Genomic DNA, 21793 nt, shown 5'->3' with positions numbered 1-21793 from the left:
ACGAGTAAGATCTGACAGTATAAATGGTCTGAAAAAGAGACTGCACTTGTTTGAGTGCGGTCTCTTTTGTTTTTATGGAAATGGGAGAATGAGGTATGTTTCGGAGTGATTTCGGGTAGAAAATCGGAGGTCCTCAATGTAGGACAGACTATCTGGAGGCGTGATAGAGGGAGATTTTAAACTTTTCCGTTAAGAATGATAATCATCTGTAAATCAACGGAATTGTTTGTATGAGAAGTTCCGCCAAGACTTTGGTGGTTTCATTCATCGGATTGCAGAGCCAGGAAGTAACTATCAAACCGATGGTTAAGGTTGCCTTAAAGTCAGATTCTGAACAGCTTGATGAAGTAATGGTTGTAGCATACGGTACAGCTAAAAAATCATCCTTCACTGGTTCGGCTGCCGCAGTCAGTGGTGAAAATATCGCTAAGTTACAAGTCTCTTCTGTTTCCAAAGCGCTTGAAGGTGCTGCCGCAGGTGTACAGGTGATATCTACTAGTGGTCAGCCTGGTGAAAACTCAAAAATCCGTATCCGTGGTATAGGATCTTTCAGTGCTTCTTCTGCTCCTCTTTATATTGTAGATGGTATGCCATATGAAGAAGATGCTGTAAATGCGTTGAATCCATCGGATATTGAAAGCATGTCAATTTTGAAGGATGCGGCTTCTGCTGCCCTTTACGGTTCTCGTGCTGCAAATGGTGTGGTAATGATTACAACTAAAAAAGGTTCGGCCGATAAAAGTCGTGTAAGTGTGGAAGCCCGTTGGGGTGTTAATACACGTGCTATTCCTGAATATGATATTATGAAGGACCAGAGAGCCTATGTGCAGACTGCCTGGGTGGTAGGAAAGAATCAGTTGGGTGATGGTGCAAAGGCCTCGGAAGACTTGATCAATAAGATTGGTTACAACCCGTTTGTAGGGGTAGCCAACAATGCAATGGTAACACCTGATGGTGTGGTTTCAAGTGCTCCCTTGAAACACAATGACGACTGGGCTAAAGAAGCCTTGCACAATGGTACACGTCAGGAATATAATGTCAGTGTACAGGGTGGTAGTTCAAAAAGCACTCATTTCCTCTCTTTAGGATATTTGAAAGACGAAGGTATTTTGCGCAATACAAACTTTGACCGTTTTTCGGCTCGTGCCAATATTACTCATACAGTCAATAAATACATTGATTTAAGCGGAAACCTGTCTTATGCCAGAAGTGAGAAAAACGCAGGACAGGCTGAAGGGGCTTCTCTGAGCAATTTCTCGAATGCATTTATGTTTACTCAGCAGATTGCTCCAATCTATCCGGTATATGCATACGATGCTAACGGTGTGCAAATTTTTGATGAAGCAGGACAACCGATATATGATTTTGGTGACGGTACTTACAGTACACGTTTAGGTGGTTTTGCTAATCAGAATGTGGCCGCAAATTCCGACTTGGATGTACACCGTACATTAAATGATAATTTCTCGGGCCGTGGTTCTGTGAACCTGAATTTGTTCAAAGGCTTTAAACTGAGTGCCAATATTGGTTACGACTTGATTAATCAGGTACGTACAGACCATATGAACCAGCTTTACGGTGATGCCGCTAAAGTAAACGGTCGTACTTATAAGTACAATATTCGTTCTCAGTCGTTTACTGCCAATCAGATTGCCAGCTATGCAAATTCATTGGGCAAGCACTCATTCGACGTAATGGTCGGACATGAATCTTACCTCTATATTACCAGCTATCAGTATACTCATAAATATAATTTCTATACCGTTGGTAATCCGGAGTTCAACAATGCAATTACAATGAGTGATATGGAGTCATATACCCAGGAACACAGTATTGAAAGTTTCTTTGGCCGTCTGAATTATGACTATGATGACAAATATTATTTCTCTGCAAGTTTGCGTACAGACTCTTCTTCAAAATTCCATCCGGATAATCGTAGAGGTACATTCTGGTCTGTTGGTGGTTCATGGAGAATGACACAGGAAGAATGGCTGAAAGATGTGGAGTGGCTGAATGACCTTAAAGTAAAGGCTAGTTTTGGTACTCAGGGTAATGACGGTATTTTGGATGAAGCTAAAAATCCTGTATACCAGCCTTACTTGAAGCAGTATAAAATATCTAATAATAACGGTGATTTCTCTGTAGTAGAAGTTTATCGTGGCAACAAAGACCTGACTTGGGAAAAGAGTAAGAACTTGAACGTTGGTATCGAGTCTGCCTTCTTTGACCATCGCTTGAAGTTTGATATGGAATACTTCTTGAAGAATACTTCTGACATGTTGTACAATATGCCTTATCCGATTTCTTCAGGTATTTCGTATATTCCAATGAATCTGCTGGATATGAAGAATCAGGGTATTGAATTCACTGTGACTGGAACTCCGGTACGGACAGAAGATTTTGAATGGGTGATTTCTTTTAATGGTACTCATTACAGAAATAAAATTATCAGTCTGCCGGAAGAAAAGAGAAAAGATGGTATTATTCATGGTACAGCTTCTTTGTTCCGCTTGACAGAAGGTGGTTCAATTTATGACTTGTATACTTATGAGTATGCCGGGGTAAATCCAGAAACAGGTGCTGCACAATGGTATATGGACGAAAAAGATGAGAAAGGCAATGTGATAGGACGTACGGTAACTGAAGATTATTCAAAGGCTTCCAAGTATGATTTGGGCTCTACTCTTCCAGATTTCCAAGGTGGACTGAGCATGGACTTCTCATATAAGAACTTTGACTTCTCAATCGGTACGAACTTCCAGATTGGCGGACAGTTGTACGACTCAATGTATGCTAACTTTATGCATGCAGGAAGTAACATTGGATCTAACTGGCACAATGACATTCTCAATGCCTGGACTCCTGAAAACAAATATACGGATGTGCCTATTATGGACGGTTCACAAAATGCCAATCAGCAGTCTTCTCGTTTCTTGATAGATGCTTCCTATTTCAATATCCGCAACATCTCATTGGGTTACACATTCCCGAATAAATGGATGAAGGCTATTCAGGCTAATTCTGCTCGTATTTATGTTTCGGCAGATAATGTCGCTATGTTCTCAAAGAGAAAAGGATTGGATCCGCGCCAGTATGAATATGGATATTCTGCAGCGAACTATTCTGCAATCCGTGCTATTTCATTTGGTGTAAATATCAACTTCTAATAAAAACAGGAAATTTATGAAATATTCAAAATATATATTGTGGTTAGCCGCTCCGTTTTTATTTGCGTCATGCGGCGATGATTTCTTGAACAAACTTCCTTCTGAAAATGCTTCGGAAGAGCAAGTTCAGGATGCTATTGAAAGAAATCCGGATGCAATAAAAGGATATATTACTGGTTATTATAAAAACTTGTTCGCTCCGGAAGCTCGGGCTAGTCATGATGACTTTGGTTTGAAGGCATTTGAACTGGCTACCGATATGATGGGAGATGATATGGCTTATATGACTCAGAATTTCTTTGTATACGACTATTTTCTGGATAACAGAGGCTCATCATACCGTCGGCCTACCACTTGCTGGCAGGAACTTTATGCGGTTATCAGTGGTGCCAATGAGGTAATTGCCAAACTTTCTACGTTGGAAGACCAGAGCGCGGAGAATGTGCAGAAGATGTTGGGACAAAGCTATACTGTGAGAGCTTACTGCTATTTCTGGTTGATTAACCTGTACCAGCAGCCTTATCAGTGGAATAAGGAAAAACCGGGTATTCCTATCTATACAGAAGCGTATACTCGTCCTGAACGGGTTCCTGTAGGCGAGGTATATACACAGATTCTCTCGGATATTGACAAGGGATATAATCTCTTGAAAGGGAAAGGTATTTCCAGCAAGAGTGAATTGAATGAATATGCTGCTGCAGCTATTTATGCCAATGTATTGTCTTTTGTAAATGACCATAAAGATCAGTGGGCAGAAGTTGCCAAGTATGCAAAATTGGCCATCGAAGGTGGAAAACTGATGAGCAAAGATGAACTTTTGTCTGGATTCAATGACCTCGGACTGAGCGAGGTTCTCTGGGGAGCAGATATCAATGCGGAAACCAATACTTTCTATGCTTCATTTATGAGTCATATGGATCCATTTGCTCCGGGATATGGTGGAGCGTTGAAGAGCTATAAAATGATTGCCAGCGATTTATACGACAAGATTGCCGCCAATGATATCCGTAAAGGATGGTTTGGTATTGAAATCAAGGAAACCAGTGACCCCCATTACAAGGTACAGCAGTATGTCCAGCATAAATTTGTGGATGTAGGCTCTCTGAAGAAAGGAGATACCTTCAGTTCTGACTATATTTTTCTGAGAACAGGTGAAATGTATTTCTTGGCTGCGGAGGCTTTGTATAATGACAATAAGCCAGAAGAGGCAAAGGCAATGCTGGAGGAGATTATGAAGACTCGTGTACCTGATTATACATGTACTAAGTCGGGTAATGAACTGTTGGAGGAAATCAAAATCCAGAAGCGTATTGAAATGTGGGGCGAAGGACGAAGACTGCTGGATATGAAGCGCCGTGGAGAAAATCTGGATAGAACTCATGCGGTAAATCATAGTCCGAATGCTCCGAAAACGGTAGAAGCCGGTAGTAAATTGTTTATATATCAGATTCCGGATAAGGAACTGAATGCCAACGATGCGATTACCGAGCAGAATGACTAAAATAAAAATATATTTGTCATAAACTAGGCCGGAATTTTAAGATTCCGCAATAAAAAAGCGTGCGTCTCTTTATAAGATGCACGCTTTTTCTGTATATTTGCGATGTTTAGAAATTATGTAGTATACAGACTGAATGAAAGAATTTGTAATATCTGAAGCACAGACCGAAAAGGCTGTTTTGGTGGGATTGATTACTCAGTCTCAGAATGAACGTAAAACCAATGAATATTTGGATGAACTGGCTTTTCTTGCAGAGACTGCCGGAGCGGAGGTGGTAAAGCGTTTTACACAAAAACTGGATACTCCCAGCTCGGTTTCTTATGTGGGAAAGGGAAAATTGCAGGAGATAAAGGAATACCTGGAACTGCAGAATGAGGAGAAAGAGACAGAAATCGGTATGGTGATATTCGATGATGAACTTTCGGCGAAGCAGATTCGTAACATTGAAAATGAGCTGAAGGTGAAGATTCTTGACCGTACTTCATTGATATTGGATATTTTTGCCATGCGTGCGCAGACCGCAAATGCCAAGACACAGGTGGAACTGGCACAATATAAATACATGTTGCCGCGCCTGCAGCGTCTGTGGACACACTTGGAACGTCAGGGAGGTGGTTCCGGTGCCGGCGGCGGTAAAGGTTCGGTGGGACTTCGTGGACCGGGTGAAACGCAGCTGGAAATGGACCGCCGTATCATCTTGAACCGTATGTCGTTGCTCAAGCAGCGTCTGGCAGAGATTGATACACAGAAAAGTACGCAGCGCAAGAACCGCGGCCGTCTGATCCGTGTGGCCCTTGTGGGATATACCAACGTCGGAAAATCGACCTTGATGAACCTGATGGCAAAGAGTGATGTCTTTGCAGAAAACAAGTTGTTTGCAACCCTCGATACGACGGTGCGCAAGGTGATTATCGACAACCTGCCTTTCCTGCTGTCGGATACAGTCGGATTTATCCGGAAGTTGCCTACCGACCTGGTAGATTCTTTCAAGTCGACACTGGATGAGGTGCGCGAGGCCGACCTGCTGCTGCATGTAGTGGATATCTCACATCCCGACTTTGAGGAACAGATCAAGGTGGTGGACAAGACAATCGCCGATCTGGGAGCGGGCGGAAAGCCGACCATGATTATTTTCAATAAGATTGATGCTTATACTTATGTGGAAAAAGCCGCCGATGACCTGACTCCGAAGACAAAGGAAAACATTACGCTGGAAGAGTTGATGAGCACCTGGATGGCGAAGATGAATGAGAACTGCATTTTCATCTCGGCAAAGAATAAGTTGAATATTGACGAATTGAGAGAAGTCATTTACAAGAAAGTCAAGGAACTTCATGTACAGAAGTACCCGTATAATGACTTCCTCTATCAGACGTACGAAGAATAAAGGACAAATCGGGCAGAGTGACGGATCGTGTGGCGGAATGATGGCAGTTGGCTTCACAGGTCTGTCACTTTGTTTGTTAGGAGGCTTTATATTATATAACTAAACGGAATAGGTATTTATGGAAAGAAGTTATCGCTCTTTGAGACCGGAAGAAATTGTACAATTGGAGGCTCAGGCCTGTACTGCTGCAGATTGGTCGGAAGTTTGGGTCGCTGAAGCATTTACTCCAGATCATGTATGTCATGCCCGGTTCTCGGGTAAGGTGTACCTGGGAACTTTTGAAAGTGAATTTCATCTTCCGGGGGGAATTGCGAAGCATGCCGGACTGTCGTATGTGACGCTGCATAATGTAACGGTGGGTAACGATTGTTGCATTGAGTATGTGAAGAATTACATTGCCAATTACGAGATCGGGGACCATACCTTTATCGAGAACGTGGATATTATCCTGGTCGACCGCAAAAGTGCTTTCGGAAACGGAGTGGAAGTTTCGGTCCTGAACGAGACCGGAGGACGGGAGGTGGTGATTTACGACCGTCTGTCGGCACAGCAGGCTTATATCATGGCGCTGTACCGCCATCGTCCGCAACTGATCGGGAAACTGAAGGAACTGGTTGCCGGTTATGTGGAGGAGAAGGCTTCGGAAACCGGAAAGATTGGAAGTCACGTGACGATTGTGGATTCCGGATACATAAAGAACGTGTGCATCGGGGACTATTGTGAGATAGAAGGAGCCGGACGTCTGAAAAATGGCTCAATCAACAGCAATCAGGCCGATCCGGTACATATCGGACAGGGAGTAATCTGTGATGACTTTATTGTTTCGAGCGGCTCGCGTATCGAAGACGGTACGACGCTGACCCGGTGTTTCGTGGGTCAGGCTTGCCACATGGGGCATAATTACTCGGCCTCTGATTCCTTGTTTTTCAGTAATTGCCAGGAAGAGAACGGAGAGGCGTGCGCTATCTTTGCCGGACCGTTTACGGTGACACACCATAAGTCGACCCTGCTGATTGCCGGTATGTTCTCGTTTATGAATGCCGGATCGGGTTCGAACCAGAGCAACCACATGTATAAATTAGGGCCGATTCATCAGGGAGCGCTGGAGCGCGGTGCCAAGACAACTTCCGATTCTTATATTCTGTGGCCGGCGCGTATCGGAGCCTTTTCACTGGTGATGGGACGTCATGTGAAACATCCGGATACTTCTGACCTGCCTTTTTCGTATCTGATAGAGGATAAGAATACTACGTATCTGGTGCCGGGAGTGAACCTGCGGAGCGTGGGTACCATCCGTGATGCCCAGAAATGGCCGAAAAGAGATTTGCGTAAAGATCCGGACCGTCTGGATCAGATTAATTATAACCTGCTGAGTCCGTATACCATTCAGAAGATGATGAAAGGAAGGGAGATTCTGAAGAATCTGGCCCGGGTATCGGGAGAGACTTCGGAAATCTATTCTTATCAGAGTGCGAAGATAAAGAATGTGGCCCTGAACAAGGGAATCGGATTTTATGAGACGGCGATTCATAAATTCTTGGGAAATTCGGTGATCAAGCGCCTGGAGAACCTGCAGTTTGCATCGGATGAGGATATCCGGAAGAGGCTGCTGCCGGATGTTCCGGTCGGAACGGGAGAATGGGTGGACATTTCCGGACTGATTGCTCCGAAGAGTGAGATTGAGCGTCTGATGGAGGACGTGGAGTCGGGCCGTTTGAAGTCGATGGAAGAGATTCATGCACGCTTTGTGGAGATGCACAAGCTTTATTATACGTATGAATGGACCTGGGCTTATGGCAAGATGCTGGAATTCTATGGCCTGGAGCCTGACAAGATCACTGCCAGGGAGATTGCGGCCATTGTGACGCAGTGGCAGGAAGCCGTCGTGCGCCTCGACCGGATGGTGTATGAGGATGCGAAGAAGGAATTCTCACTGACTTCAATGACCGGATTCGGAGCCGATGGAGACAAGGCGGAACAGCAGCAGGATTTTGAACAGGTGCGTGGGGCATTTGAAAGTAATCCGTTCGTGATGGCTGTCCTGGAACATATCCGGATAAAGACAGATCTGGGAAATGAATTGCTGGATCGTCTGCAGCCGTTATTACAGAAGAACTGAAGATTTTAATTGGAATATGTGGAAAAAATATTGGTTGGCGATTTGCGCTTTGTGCTGCATCTTACTGCAGGCAAACGCTTATCACCGGCGTGAGGTGAATTTGCCTCGTTTTATTACGTCGAATACTTCGAAGATAGAAATCAAGCGGATCGTTCAGGGAATGGAGGATACGCAGGTGGATGTGATGGTGTATGGAAATCCGGGGGAGGCTGTGGTCATTTCGTCGAATACGGTACTGAAGACGGCTTCTCAGGAACTGCTCTTGCAGAAGGCGGAGCACGTATCTGTGGATGGGAAGACCGAGCCGGAACAGATCGGGGATTCGGGAAGTCACCTGATGAGTCTTTTCTTTCCTCCGGTTCCACAGGGAGTGCATGTCCTCGATTTTCTGGAAAAGGAAGAGGGATGGAGCATCTGGGGAGTTCAGTTGACCCGGAAAGAGCCTTATGTGTATGTACCGAGTTTCTTGCAGACGGAACCGGACCGGAGGGAGGAGGTACTTCCCGAACCGGTATTGCGGGCCGGAAAAACGGTGATCAACGGGTATGTACTGGGGTATGACGAGGGTATGGAAGTCAAGGCGTCCTTCCGCTTCAACGACTGGCTGGGAGGCAGCCTGAGCGGAGAGGCTGTGAAAATACGTCAGGATGGGTCGTTCCATATTGAGGCCGACTTGCTGCTGCCCGGAGGAGCGGAACTGAATATCAATCAGGGAAAACTGAACCTGTTTCTGGTGCCGGGAAAGGAACTGACGGTATATGTGCATCTGCCCCGATTGAGCATGTCGGCATCGCGTCTGCTGAAAGAGGAATTCCGGGGAGTACGGAAGGCTTGGTTTGACGGGGCGGCTTCGGCCATCAACTCGGACCTTTCTCTGGGAACTTATCCGTTGAAGATGAGCGGATGGGATGAAGTGGAGAAGGCGGAAAGAAGAATGGAGGGCGATGAGGCTGTCGGAAATGCCTGCAAGACTTATCTTCAGGCCAATCAGCGTTTGAGTGCCTGGCTGGCTGCCGGAGCGGACGGTACGGAATGGTTGCCGGAGAATCCTTTGTGGCTTCGTTATGCGCAAGGCTATATGACTTATCTGAGCCGGATGGAGCGTGAGCAGGGACAGGCAGTGGATTGCTGGGAGGATATGAAGGTGGCCCGTGAGGTGTATCGGAAGATGCAGGAACAGCATACATTGGGCGCTGCCGACCGGAAAGAGTTGGGCAAGATAGCCAATCCGGAAATCGGAACCTATGTGAAGAACAGACTGCAAGACTTACAGGCAGTGGCCGAACAGGCGAAGGCTTCGGAAACGTATGTGATAGCCCGTCTGGATACCCTGGTGCAGGGAGCGGATATTTTGCCGGAGATTATTTCCGGACATAAGGGAAGAGCTATCCTGGTTGATTTCTGGGCTACGTGGTGCGGACCTTGCCGGAAGAGCATGAAGGCCATTGGCTGGCTGAAAAAGAAACTGGCGGGAATGGATGTGACGTATATTTATCTGACACCTCCTTCTTCCCCCGAGCGGGAGTGGCTGGCGGCAATTGCTGAGATGAATGGAATCCATTACCGGCTGACGCAGAGGCAGTGGGAGTATCTGTGCCGTTCGTACGGGATTACGGGGATACCGGGCTACCTGATCATCAGCTACGATGGTAAGTTGCAGGACCGTTATGTCGGTTTCCCGGGAGTGGATGTATTGCAGCGGGATTTGCTCCGGGCCATGGACTGACCGGCAGAAAAGGAAATATTTTTATCTTCATTAAGGAAAAATTTCAATAATACTTTGTAACTTTGTGTCACTATAACTAACAATTAATATTTTATATTATGGCAACACCTGAATTCAAGTATCAGCCAATGTTCGAACACGGACATGATACGACTGAATATTATTTGCTTACCAAGGACTATGTTTCTGTAAGCGAGTTTGAAGGAAAACCTATCCTGAAAATCGAAAAGGAAGGTTTGACAGCAATGGCGAATGCTGCTTTTCGTGATGTGTCTTTTATGCTGCGCCGTTCTCATAACGAACAGGTAGCTAAGATTCTGACCGACCCGGAAGCTAGCGATAACGATAAGTATGTGGCGCTGACTTTCTTACGCAATGCGGAAGTGGCTGCCAAGGGTGTTTTGCCTTTCTGTCAGGATACTGGTACGGCAATTATCCACGGTGAAAAAGGACAGCAGGTATGGACTGGATACTGTGACGAAGAAGCTCTTTCACTGGGTGTATACAAGACTTATACGGAAGAAAACCTGCGTTATTCTCAGAATGCTCCTCTTACCATGTATGAGGAAGTGAACACCCGTTGCAACTTGCCGGCTCAGATTGATATTGAGGCTACTCAGGGAATGGAATATGAATTCCTGTGCGTGACTAAGGGTGGTGGTTCTGCCAACAAGACTTATCTGTATCAGGAAACCAAGGCTATCCTGAATCCGGCTACTCTGGTTCCTTTCCTGGTTGAGAAAATGAAGACTCTGGGTACAGCTGCTTGTCCTCCTTACCACATTGCATTTGTAATCGGTGGTACATCGGCTGAAAAGAACCTGCTGACTGTGAAACTGGCTTCTACTCGTTTTTATGATAATCTGCCTACTACCGGAAATGAGTACGGACGTGCTTTCCGCGATGTAGAACTGGAAAAACAGGTGTTGGAAGAAGCACATCGTATCGGTCTCGGTGCTCAGTTCGGCGGTAAGTATTATGCACATGATGTACGCATCATCCGCTTGCCTCGTCACGGAGCTTCTTGTCCGGTAGGTCTGGGTGTTTCTTGCTCGGCAGACCGTAACATCCGTTGTAAGATCAATAAGGACGGTATCTGGATTGAAAAACTCGACTCTAATCCGGGTGAACTGATTCCGGAAGAATTGCGTCAGGCTGGTGAAGGCAATGCAGTACGCATCGACCTGAACCGTCCGATGTCGGAAATCCTGGCTGAACTGGATAAGTATCCGGTAGCTACCCGTCTGTCTTTGAACGGTACTATTATCGTAGGACGTGACATCGCTCATGCAAAACTGAAAGAACGTCTCGACCGCGGCGAAGATTTGCCTCAGTATATCAAGGATCATCCTATTTATTATGCTGGTCCGGCCAAGACTCCTACCGGTATGGCGTGCGGTTCTATGGGACCGACTACTGCCGGACGTATGGACCCGTATGTAGACCTGTTCCAGAGTCACGGTGGTTCTATGATCATGTTGGCGAAGGGTAACCGTAGCCAGGCGGTAACTGATGCTTGTAAGAAGCACGGTGGTTTCTACCTGGGATCTATCGGTGGTCCGGCTGCTATCCTGGCTCAGAACAACATCAAGAGCATTGAATGCGTAGAATATCCGGAATTGGGTATGGAAGCTATCTGGAAGATTGAAGTAGAAGATTTCCCTGCATTTATTCTGGTGGATAATAAGGGCAATGATTTCTTCAAGCAGATTAAGCCCCGTTGTGCAGGAAACTGTAAATAATTTTACGGATTTGAGCATTTGACATATTTATGAAAGGGGAGGGGAAGTCATTCTTTCTCCCCATAGGAATAACCTCTATCACTGTAGTTTGAGATAGGGGTTATTTTGTTTTTTTAGTATGTGTGCGTGAAAAAGATTTGAGCGGGTGTACTTTTTTCATTATTTTTGCGCTTGTTTTATAAGTAAGAATGAGCGATGAAAAGGGAATTTAAGTCATATCTGTTACTGGTCATCTGTGTGCTGACACAGGTGGTGGCTGTATTTCCCCATCATCATCATGCAGACAATCTTTGCTTGCAGTCCGACTGGGAGGTATTGTGTGCCGTACACGGTGAAAAGGACTCGTGTCCGCACGATACGCCGGCTGAGAATGCCGCTCACAATTGCTGTGGGGGCAGTTGCGCTACCAACCTTCAGTTTGCTTCTTCCGATAATCATTCGGAGGATGTCGGTCCCGATTATTCTTTTTATTCGATATTATATTCATTTCTGACTACTTGTCGCACGTGGATGCTTCCGGAAGTCTCTTCTTCTCAGGAAAAAGGGATTTATGTGGAACGTCTGTATGCCCGTAATGTGTTGCGGGCCAGTGGACTCCGTGCGCCTCCTTCTTTCTTCTTCTCTTTGTAATGACGGTCTGACACAGGTCTGTCAAGAGGTATGATGCAACCCGTTTGCACGGGGAGGCATGTATCTTTGTGTGTGAATTCAGAAGATAACTGTTTTAATTTTACTATTATATATTTATTGCCATGAAATATAATTTTTGGATGGGGATCTGTGCACTGGGGCTCTTTATGGGAAGTTGTTCCGGCCACGGACATGAGGGTCATAACCACGAGGAACATGAAGCGGCGCTTCATCAGGAAGAGGGTCATGAAGGTCATAATCACGAGGAACATGAGGCAGCGCTTCATCAGGAAGAAAGTCATGAAGGACATTCGGGAGAAATTGTTCTTACTGCCGAAAAGGCCAAGGCTGCAGGAGTAGAGGTCATGAAAATCGAGCCGGGCACATTCCGGCAGGTCATCCCTGCCAGCGGCCAGTTGCTTTCGGCCCAGGGAGATGAGGTGACGGTGGTGGCCAGTGTGTCGGGGGTGGTTTCTTTTGCCCGTACACTGACTGAAGGTAGTCAGGTGGCGGAGCATGCGACTTTGCTGACTGTCTCTGCCGATAATCTGCAGGATGGAGATCCTGTTAAGCGTGCCCGGATTGCGTATGAAACCGCCAAGGCCGAATATGAACGGGCTGCCAAACTGGTGGACAAACAGATTGTATCGCAGAAAGATTTCAATCAGTTGAGAGAAAATTATGAAAACGCCAGAATCGCTTACGAAGCTTTGTCGCCCGGCAAGAACGGACGGGGAGTGGCTGTCGTTTCACCGGTAGGAGGATATGTCAAGGCTTGTCTGGTAAAAGAAGGAGATTATGTGACTGTAGGACAGTCGCTGCTGAGTGTAACCCGTTCCCGTCGTCTGCAGCTTCGTGCGGATGTATCTGAACGCTTTTATCCGAATCTCCGCTCGGTGGTTTCGGCTAATTTCCGGACAAATTATGGAGACCGGACTTATCGACTGGAGGACTTGAATGGTCGTTTGCTGTCGTATGGACGTACTTCAGGAAATTCTTCTCTCTATATTCCGGTGACTTTCGAACTGGATAACCGGGGTGACTTGCTTCCGGGGGCATTCGCCGAAATATTCCTGTTGGGTGAAGAACGGAACGGAGTAATCTCGCTTCCGGTCAGTGCGCTGACCGAAGAACAGGGTACCTATTTTGTGTATCAGAAACTGGATGCGGACTGCTACCAGAAGGTTGAGGTACGGATCGGTGCATCCAACGGAGGCCGCGTAGAGGTGCTTTCCGGTCTGAAAGGAGGAGAAGAAATCGTAGTTCAGGGGGCTATTCATGTAAAACTGGCTTCTGCGGCCAATGCCATTCCGGGACATACACATAATCATTGAGAAAAAGTATACGGACTATGCTGAATAAAATTATACACTTTTCGTTACAGAACCGTCTGCTGGTTCTAGTAGCTTCGATTTTGTTGCTGGTGGGAGGTACCTATACTGCTTTTCATACAGAGGTGGATGTGTTTCCCGACTTGAATGCGCCTACGGTGGTGGTGATGACAGAGGCCCGGGGAATGGCTGCCGAAGAGGTAGAGCAGATTGTGACTTTCCCGATTGAGACTGCGGTCAACGGGGCTACGGGAGTACGTCGTGTGCGTTCTTCTTCTACCAACGGTTTTTCGGTGGTATGGGTGGAATTTAATTGGGATACGGATATTTATCTGGCCCGTCAGATTGTATCGGAGAAGCTGGCTGCTGCTGCAGAGGGGCTTCCTGACTACGTAGGAAAGCCGACTTTAGGACCTCAGTCTTCTATCCTGGGGGAATTGCTGATTGTGGGACTGACTGCCGACAGTACTTCCATGCTCGACTTGCGTACGCTGGCCGACTGGACCATCCGGCCGCGCCTTCTCTCTACCGGAGGTGTGGCGCAGGTGGCTGTGTTGGGCGGCGATATCAAGGAATATCAGATCTTGCTGCACCCTGAGCGGATGATGCATTACGGGGTGACGCTGGGAGAGGTGATGGAGGCTACCCGTAACATGAACCAGAACACCAACGGTGGGGTGATTTATGAATATGGAAACGAATACATTGTCAGAGGAGTGCTTTCTACCGAGGATGTGAACAAGATGGCACGTTCGGTAGTGAAGACAGTCAACGGTACTCCGGTCATGCTGGAAGATGTGGCCGATGTCAGAATCGGGGCACAGCAGCCGAAACTGGGACTGGCTTCTGAAAAGGGAAAGCCGGCCGTATTGGTTACGGTGACCAAGCAGCCCAATACCGGAACCATTGAACTGACAGAGAAACTGGAGGCGGCACTGGCTGATTTGCAGAAGAACCTGCCGGCCGATGTCAAGATTTCGACAGATATTTTCCGGCAGTCGCGTTTTATCGAGAGTGCCATCAGTAACGTACAGAGTTCCTTGTATGAAGGAGCGATTTTTGTAGTGATCGTATTGTTCCTCTTCCTTGCCAATGTACGTACTACGGTGATTTCTCTGGTTACCCTGCCTTTGTCGCTGGTGGTGGCCATTCTGGTGCTTCATTACATGGGGCTGAGCATCAATACCATGAGTCTGGGAGGTATGGCCATTGCCATCGGTTCACTGGTGGATGATGCCATCGTAGACGTAGAAAACGTATGGAAACATTTGCGGCAGAACCGGATGCTTCCGGTGGAGCAGCGGCTTCCGGTGCGTGAAGTGGTCTTTCAGGCTTCGCGTGAGGTACGTATGCCGATTCTGAACTCTACGCTGATCATTGTGGTCAGCTTCGTGCCTTTGTTCTTCCTGAGTGGCATGGAAGGCCGTATGCTGGTGCCGCTGGGCATTGCATTTATCGTGGCCCTCTTTGCTTCTACGCTGGTAGCCCTGACGCTGACACCGGTACTTTGCAGTTACCTGCTCGGACGGAACGTAAAAGAAAACGGGTTGCCTAAAGAAGCGTTCCTGGCCGTTTGGCTCCGAAAGTATTACGAACGCGGACTGCTGTGGGCACTGGATCATAAGAAGACGGTACTGGGATGCACCGGTGTGCTGCTGGTGATGGCACTGGGCGTATTCTTTACCCTGGGACACAGTTTCCTGCCTCCTTTTAATGAGGGCTCTTTTACCATAAATGTCAGTTCCATGCCGGGAATCTCTCTGGAGGAGTCGGACAAAATCGGCCGTCAGGCAGAAGAACTGCTGCTTTCTATTCCGGAGATTAAAACGGTGGCCCGGAAAACCGGACGTGCCGAACTGGATGAGCATGCGCTGGGCGTGAATGTTTCTGAGATTGAGGCTCCTTTTGAACTGGACGGTCGTTCGCATGCGGAACTGTTGGATGAGGTCCGTCGCAAACTTTCGGTCATTACCGGAGCCAATATTGAAATCGGACAGCCCATCAGTCACCGTATTGATGCGATGCTGAGTGGTACTCAGGCCAGTATTGCCATCAAACTTTTCGGAGATGATCTGAACCGCATGTTCATGATCGGCAACCAGATAAAGGCTGCTGTGGCGGATGTGGAGGGAATTGCCGATTTGAATGTGGAGCAGCAGATTGAACGTCCCGAACTGAAGATTGTTCCCCGCAGAGAGTTACTGGCACGATATGGCATTACCTTGCCTCAGTTCAACGAGTTTGTTACGGTGAATATGGCGGGTGAAGTGGTCTCACAGGTGTATGAAAAGGGAAAATCATTCAATCTGGTGGTGCGTGCTTCGGAAGGAAACCGCAATTCGATGGAACGTATCCGCAACCTGATGATTGACGATGCCCTGGGACGCAAGATTCCGCTGACGTACGTGGCCGATGTGGTATCTTCTACCGGACCGAATACGATCAACCGCGAGAATGTAAAGCGTAAGATTGTGATTTCGGCGAATACGAGCGGACGCGACTTGCGCAGTGTGGTGAATGACATTCAGGAACGTGTGGAAAAGGAAGTCAGCCTTCCGGAAGGTTATCACGTGGAATATGGAGGACAGTTCGAAAGTGAACAGGCCGCCAGTCGTGTACTGCTGCTTGCTTCGCTGATGAGTATCGTCGTGATTTTCCTGCTGCTTTACATGCAGTTCAAGAATGCGGCCCAGAGTGGAGTAATTTTGCTGAACCTGCCCCTGGCGTTGATCGGAGGAGTCTTTGCCTTGTGGCTGACCATCGATGAGGTGAGTATCCCTGCCATTATCGGATTTATTTCGTTGTTCGGTATTGCTACCCGAAACGGAATGCTGCTGATCAGTCATTATAATCTGTTGCGTGAACAGGAGCATATGGAGCTCCGTGAGAGTATCGTGCACGGCTCGCTCGACCGTCTGAACCCGATTCTGATGACTGCCCTTTCTTCTGCGCTGGCACTGATTCCGCTGGCCTTGCGCGGAGACTTGTCGGGTAATGAAATCCAGAGTCCGATGGCCAAGGTGATTTTGGGAGGACTGCTGACGTCAACCTTCCTGAACGGTTTCATCGTACCGATTGTGTATGAACTGATGAATCGTACTCCCAGGGCAAATAAAGGATGAGGTTGTTGATAGAGGTTGTGTATAAATGAATTAAACTGCTTGTTATGAAAAAGAAATGCATCATGGCGATGGTATGCCTGGCCTGTTCGGCAGGTATGCAGGCCCAGAATAATATAGAAGAGATACTCCGTTCGGTGGAGCAGCACAATAAGGAACTTCAGGCACAGCAGCAGCTGACTGAGGCAGCCCGCATGGAGGTGAATCTGCAGAACAGCCTGGAAGGTCCTTCAGTCTCTTACAGTCCGTTCTTTTCCAAAGACGTGAGCGGGGTAGTCAGTTCCGAACTGGTGGTGAGCCAGGGATTCGACTTTCCTACACTGTATGCAGCCCGCAGCAAGGCTGGTAAGCTGCAGCACAGTGCATTGAATCATCAGCAGGAGGAGGTGAGACGCACCGTCCTGCTGAATGCGAAAAACCTCTGTCTGGACTTGATTTTCCTGAACAAGAAGCAGGCACTGCTGAGTGAGCGCGGAAAGAATGCCGACGAACTGCTGGCTTTGTTTCAGAAACGCCTGGAAGAAGGAGATGCCGGTGTCCTGGAAGTCAACAAAATCAAGATGGAACGGATGAATGTGCGGACGGAAGTGGCACAGAATGAGGTAGCTCACCGGACAGCCCTGCAGAGCTTGTTGGCTTTGAACGGGAATATGCCTTTGGAATTTGCCTTGAAGGATTATCCTGCTGTGGCACCTGTCACCGATTACAATGCGGTATACGATGAGGTAATGGCCGGCGATGCGGTTTTGCTGGCAGCCGATGCCGCTGCACAGTCGGCAGCGAAGAACGTGAGCGTCAACCGTCAGAACTGGTTGCCGAAACTGGAGGTCGGCTATCGTCGGAATACGTCGCTGGGAGAGAAAAGCAACGGTTTCCTGATCGGGGGAAGTCTCCCGCTCTTCAACGGACGGAAAAAAGTGAAAATCGCCAAGGCTCAGGCGGTCGGCGCACAGTACCAGCTGGACAATGTCCGTCTGCAGGCAGAGGCACAGGTACAGAGCCGCTTCAACGAAGTGCAGCAGTTGCAGAAAACCCTGCAGACATACGATGTGCCGCTGATGTACGAGACCTTGGGATTGTTGAAGGAAGCGGTCAAGGCCGGACAGCTTTCCGTGATTGAGTATTACACGGAGGCCGATGCCGTATACCGTAACCTGCAGGCATATATGGAGGTCGAGAACCAGTATCAGAAACTGATAGCCGCTCTCTACAAGCACCGCCTGTAAGACAGCAATACGGTTGATTATCCTACGGAGAAACGGTGGACAATGCCGAAAGCCACCGATTCTCCGTATTTTTTTACCAAGAGATTCTGAAGAATTTTCTACTTTTGCAGAGAAACTGAAAATTAAAGGAAAATGCCATTAAACTTACCCGATAAATTACCCGCTATCGATTTACTGAAAGAAGAGAATATATTCGTAATCGACAGCTCTCGTGCGACCACTCAGGATATCCGTCCGCTCCGGATCGTCATCCTGAATCTGATGCCCATCAAGGTGACTACCGAGACCGACCTGATCCGGTTGTTGTCGAACTCACCGCTTCAGATTGAGGTTTGCTTCATGAAACTGAAAAGTCATACTTCCAAGAATACGCCGATTGAGCACATGAAGGCATTCTATCACGACTTCGATGTGCTTCGCGACCAGAAGTTCGATGGAATGATCATTACCGGAGCTCCCGTGGAGCACCTGGATTTCGAGGAAGTGAACTACTGGACGGAAATTCAGGAAATCTTTGACTGGACCCGTACGCACGTGACATCGACTTTCTACATTTGCTGGGCTGCACAGGCGGGCTTGTATCATCATTATGGAATTCCCAAATATCCGCTCGAAAAGAAGATGTTCGGTATTTTTGAACATCAGATCTGCGAGGGATTCAAGCAATTGCCCATTTTCCGCGGATTCGATGATACTTTCTTTGTGCCTCACAGCCGCCATACGGAGGTGAGACGCAGCGATATCGACCGTTGTCCGGAACTGCAGATTATCTCGGAATCGGCAGAGTCGGGGGTACACATGGTGATGGCACGGGGCGGACGTGAGTTCTTTGTGACCGGCCATTCGGAGTATTCACCTTATACGCTGGATACGGAATACCGGCGCGACCTGGGCAAGGGACTCCCGATTGAGATTCCCCGGAATTATTACCGGAACAATGATCCGGAACAGGGACCGCTGGTACGCTGGCGCAGTGTGGCCAACCTGCTGTTTGCCAACTGGCTGAATTATTATGTATATCAAGAAACTCCATACGACATCAACGAAATCAAGTAATCAAGTCATGCTGAAACAACGTCCTATTGAACTGCTGGCGCCGGCCAAGAACCTGGAATGTGGAATCGAGGCGGTAAACCACGGAGCCGATGCCATTTATATTGGAGCCCCGCGTTTCGGGGCGCGTGCTGCTGCCGGAAACTCTCTGGAGGATATTGCGGAACTGGTGCGCTATGCACATATTTATAATGTACGCATTTATGTGACGGTCAACACCATTTTGCGTGACGAGGAATTGTCGGAAACGGAAGCCATGATATGGGACTTGTATCGGGTGGGGGTGGATGCGCTGATTGTGCAGGATATGGGAATTACCCGCTTGAACCTGCCGCCTATTCCCTTGCATGCCAGTACGCAGATGGACAACCGTACTCCTCAGAAAGTGAAGTTCCTGGCAGAAGCCGGTTTCCGGCAGGTGGTGCTGGCCCGTGAACTGACGCTGGATGAGATTGCGCGCATTCATTCGGCCTGTCCGGATACGCCGCTGGAGGTCTTCGTACACGGGGCACTGTGTGTAAGCTACAGCGGACAGTGCTATGTGAGTCAGGCTTGTTACGGACGCAGTGCCAACCGGGGAGAATGTGCGCAGTTCTGCCGTCTGGGCTTCGACCTGGTCGATGCCGACGGTAAGGTGATAGCCCGCAACAAGCATCTGCTGTCGCTGAAAGACATGAATCAGAGTGAGAACCTGGAGGCCTTGCTCGATGCCGGTGCGTCTTCCCTGAAGATTGAGGGACGTCTCAAGGATGTGTCTTATGTGAAGAATGTAACGGCGTATTACCGTCAGAAGCTGGATGCGATACTGAAGCGGCGGAAAGAATACTGCCGGGCTTCTTCCGGTAGGGTACACCTGGCTTTCCGGCCTCAGTTGGACAAGAGTTTCAGCCGCGGATTCACCGACTATTTTGTACACGGACGCAATCCGGGTATCTTTTCTTTCGATACTCCGAAGTCTTTGGGTGAGGAAGTGGGTACGGTAAAGGAAGTGCGTGGCAACTGGCTGACGGTTGCGGGGGTAAAACCTTTCAGCAACGGTGACGGACTCTGCTACATGGACGAGCAGGGCAAACTGCACGGCTTCCGTGTAAACCGTGTGGAAAACAACCGTCTTTTTCCGCAGGAGATGCCTCGTATCAAACCGAAAACGAAGTTGTACCGCAATTTCGACCAGGAGTTTGAGCGGACCATGCAGAAGAAGTCGGCCGAACGGAAAATCGCCGTATGGATACGGCTGTCGGAGAATGCTTTCGGCTTTACACTGAGTCTGACCGATGAAGATGATTGCAGTGTCAGTGTCTCGTTGCCGAGAGAAAAGGAACTGGCGCGTACACCGCAGGTTGAGAATCTGAAAAATCAGTTGGGCAAACTGGGAAATACTCCGTTTGAGGCAGAGGAAATCACTGTCGACTGGAGTGAGAACTGGTTCATTCCGGCTTCCGAACTTTCGGAACTCCGCCGTAAGGCTGTCGACAAACTTCTGTCGGCCCGGAAAATCGGTTACCGGAACGAAATCTGCCGCCTGAAAGAGACTGCCCATCCGTTCCCGGCACAGGAACTTACTTACCTGGGAAATGTCATGAATGCCCAGGCTGCTGCGTTCTACCGTTCGCACGGCGTAAGAAAAGTGGCTCCTGCGTTTGAAAAGGAAGCTCCGGAAAAGGCGGTGCTGATGTTCTGCAAGCATTGCATCCGTTACAGCATGGGCTGGTGTCCGGTGCATCATAAAGTCCGTTCACCTTACCGTGAACCGTATTGTCTGGTCAGCTCCGACGGACGCCGTTTCCGGTTGCAGTTCGACTGTAAACAGTGTCAGATGAAAGTATATGCCGATGAGTAGACTTTTTCAGATAGGGTTTCTGTGGATAGGGCTGCTGCTCTTCCTGGCATGCTCTTCGGAGCAGGGAAGGCAGGCTTCCGGTGAGTTCGCCTGTGCGGATTCGCTGTGCGGCGATGTGTCCCGGCCTTATTCCTTCAATACCAATCTGATTGTCCTCTCCGATACGCTCTGGCTGCACCAGTTGCCTTTCCGGGATTCGCTGCCGGTGTTTGCCGGTAATGAACTGGTGGTAGCCGAGTTCAGCAATCCGGTTGCCGACAGCATGCAGGTACCCTGGGTGAAGGTGGCCCGCGACCAGGATACCATGGGATGGGTAAAGGAACCGGAACTGTTGAGGCAGGTGGTGCCTGTCGACCCGATTTCGCGCTGCATCCATTGGTTCAGCAGGGCGCATACCCTTCCGTTTTTCCTGATTCTGGCTGTCTTTTTTGTCTGGTACATGTACCGTACGGCACGTAAGAAGCAGATAAAACTCTTGGGAATTAACGATATCGACAGTATTTTCCCGGTCCTGCTGTCGGTGCTCTTCACTACTGCGGCCGTACTCTATAATACCATACAGCATTACATGCCGCACACCTGGGAATTTTATTATTATCATCCTACCCTGAATCCGTTTGAACTGCCTTTTGTGCTGGGAGGCTTTATCACCTGTATCTGGCTGATTCTGCTGGTAGGCATTGCCATGCTTGATGATCTTTTTCATCAGACAACGGCTGTCCTGGGATTGTTTTACCTCCTCGGACTGAGTTCCTGCTGCATCTTCCTGTATATCATTTTCACATCCGTATGGGTCGTGCTGGCCTGGATCGGATGGGCAGTACAGGTCTGGATGGCCTGGCGCTATCTTCGCAGTGCCTCTGCCAACTATCCGTATGCCTGTGGCAACTGCGGGGCAAAGATGCGGGTAAAAGGTATCTGCCCCCATTGCGGGGCAGTGAACCGTTGAGGC

13 protein-coding genes are annotated in these 21793 nt (G+C 48.2%); all 13 read left to right on the top strand.

The features are described 5' to 3' along the window. The first annotated feature begins 230 nt into the window (after nucleotides 1-230). Nucleotides 231-3167, top strand: a complete 2937-nt coding sequence (locus H3001_RS07135; protein ID WP_181214505.1) for a SusC/RagA family TonB-linked outer membrane protein — start codon at nucleotides 231-233, stop codon at nucleotides 3165-3167. 16 nt (nucleotides 3168-3183) lie between these two features. Beyond that, nucleotides 3184-4668, top strand: a complete 1485-nt coding sequence (locus H3001_RS07130) for a RagB/SusD family nutrient uptake outer membrane protein (protein WP_181214504.1) — start codon at nucleotides 3184-3186, stop codon at nucleotides 4666-4668. Between the two features lie 133 nt (nucleotides 4669-4801). Next, entirely contained in the window at nucleotides 4802-6055 is a 1254-nt protein-coding gene (gene hflX, locus H3001_RS07125) for a GTPase HflX (protein ID WP_178244511.1), read from the top strand. A 118-nt stretch (nucleotides 6056-6173) separates the two neighbouring features. After that, nucleotides 6174-8174, top strand: coding sequence for a DUF4954 family protein (locus H3001_RS07120; protein WP_178244510.1), 2001 nt, complete (start codon nucleotides 6174-6176; stop codon nucleotides 8172-8174). Between the two features lie 16 nt (nucleotides 8175-8190). Further along, nucleotides 8191-9900 carry a TlpA family protein disulfide reductase gene (locus H3001_RS07115; protein ID WP_181214503.1) on the top strand — a complete coding sequence of 570 codons (1710 nt, stop codon included), beginning with the start codon at nucleotides 8191-8193 and terminating at the stop codon, nucleotides 9898-9900. Between the two features lie 98 nt (nucleotides 9901-9998). After that, a complete protein-coding gene (locus tag H3001_RS07110; protein ID WP_178244508.1) occupies nucleotides 9999-11642 on the top strand; it encodes a fumarate hydratase in 1644 nt (547 codons plus the stop codon). A 195-nt stretch (nucleotides 11643-11837) separates the two neighbouring features. Then, complete coding sequence (locus H3001_RS07105; protein ID WP_181214502.1) at nucleotides 11838-12272, top strand: DUF6769 family protein; 435 nt, start codon at nucleotides 11838-11840, stop codon at nucleotides 12270-12272. 122 nt (nucleotides 12273-12394) lie between these two features. Next, on the top strand, nucleotides 12395-13606 hold the full coding sequence (locus H3001_RS07100) for an efflux RND transporter periplasmic adaptor subunit (RefSeq protein WP_181214501.1): 1212 nt from the start codon (nucleotides 12395-12397) through the stop codon (nucleotides 13604-13606). Nucleotides 13607-13623: 17 nt separating this feature from the next. Continuing rightward, complete coding sequence (locus H3001_RS07095) at nucleotides 13624-16725, top strand: efflux RND transporter permease subunit (RefSeq protein WP_178244505.1); 3102 nt, start codon at nucleotides 13624-13626, stop codon at nucleotides 16723-16725. A gap of 44 nt (nucleotides 16726-16769) precedes the next feature. Further along, nucleotides 16770-17948, top strand: coding sequence for a TolC family protein (locus H3001_RS07090; RefSeq protein WP_178244504.1), 1179 nt, complete (start codon nucleotides 16770-16772; stop codon nucleotides 17946-17948). A 132-nt stretch (nucleotides 17949-18080) separates the two neighbouring features. Further along, complete coding sequence (metA, locus tag H3001_RS07085) at nucleotides 18081-19004, top strand: homoserine O-acetyltransferase MetA (protein ID WP_178244503.1); 924 nt, start codon at nucleotides 18081-18083, stop codon at nucleotides 19002-19004. A 7-nt stretch (nucleotides 19005-19011) separates the two neighbouring features. Beyond that, nucleotides 19012-20841, top strand: a complete 1830-nt coding sequence (locus H3001_RS07080; RefSeq protein WP_181214500.1) for a peptidase U32 family protein — start codon at nucleotides 19012-19014, stop codon at nucleotides 20839-20841. Continuing rightward, entirely contained in the window at nucleotides 20834-21790 is a 957-nt protein-coding gene (locus H3001_RS07075) for a hypothetical protein (RefSeq protein WP_181214499.1), read from the top strand. Before H3001_RS07080 ends, H3001_RS07075 begins: the two co-directional genes overlap by 8 nt. The last annotated feature ends 3 nt before the right edge of the window (nucleotides 21791-21793 follow it).

Origin of the sequence: Phocaeicola faecicola, assembly GCF_013618865.1 — a bacterium.
GTDB classification, from domain to species: Bacteria; Bacteroidota; Bacteroidia; order Bacteroidales; family Bacteroidaceae; genus Phocaeicola; species Phocaeicola faecicola.
Note: the sequence above shows the minus strand (reverse complement) of the source record. Positions and strands in the feature narration are given on the sequence as shown.

Bases quoted from the DNA above. Each gene is read 5' to 3' on its own strand.
- H3001_RS07135 (WP_181214505.1), top strand. From the start codon at position 231: ATGAGAAGTTCCGCCAAGACTTTGGTGGTTTCATTCATCGGATTGCAG.
- H3001_RS07120 (WP_178244510.1), top strand. From the start codon at position 6,174: ATGGAAAGAAGTTATCGCTCTTTGAGACCGGAAGAAATTGTACAATTG.
- H3001_RS07090 (WP_178244504.1), top strand. From the start codon at position 16,770: ATGAAAAAGAAATGCATCATGGCGATGGTATGCCTGGCCTGTTCGGCA.
- H3001_RS07080 (WP_181214500.1), top strand. From the start codon at position 19,012: ATGCTGAAACAACGTCCTATTGAACTGCTGGCGCCGGCCAAGAACCTG.
- metA (WP_178244503.1), top strand. From the start codon at position 18,081: ATGCCATTAAACTTACCCGATAAATTACCCGCTATCGATTTACTGAAA.
- H3001_RS07100 (WP_181214501.1), top strand. From the start codon at position 12,395: ATGAAATATAATTTTTGGATGGGGATCTGTGCACTGGGGCTCTTTATG.
- H3001_RS07095 (WP_178244505.1), top strand. From the start codon at position 13,624: ATGCTGAATAAAATTATACACTTTTCGTTACAGAACCGTCTGCTGGTT.
- hflX (WP_178244511.1), top strand. From the start codon at position 4,802: ATGAAAGAATTTGTAATATCTGAAGCACAGACCGAAAAGGCTGTTTTG.
- H3001_RS07105 (WP_181214502.1), top strand. From the start codon at position 11,838: ATGAAAAGGGAATTTAAGTCATATCTGTTACTGGTCATCTGTGTGCTG.
- H3001_RS07110 (WP_178244508.1), top strand. From the start codon at position 9,999: ATGGCAACACCTGAATTCAAGTATCAGCCAATGTTCGAACACGGACAT.
- H3001_RS07130 (WP_181214504.1), top strand. From the start codon at position 3,184: ATGAAATATTCAAAATATATATTGTGGTTAGCCGCTCCGTTTTTATTT.
- H3001_RS07115 (WP_181214503.1), top strand. From the start codon at position 8,191: ATGTGGAAAAAATATTGGTTGGCGATTTGCGCTTTGTGCTGCATCTTA.
- H3001_RS07075 (WP_181214499.1), top strand. From the start codon at position 20,834: ATGAGTAGACTTTTTCAGATAGGGTTTCTGTGGATAGGGCTGCTGCTC.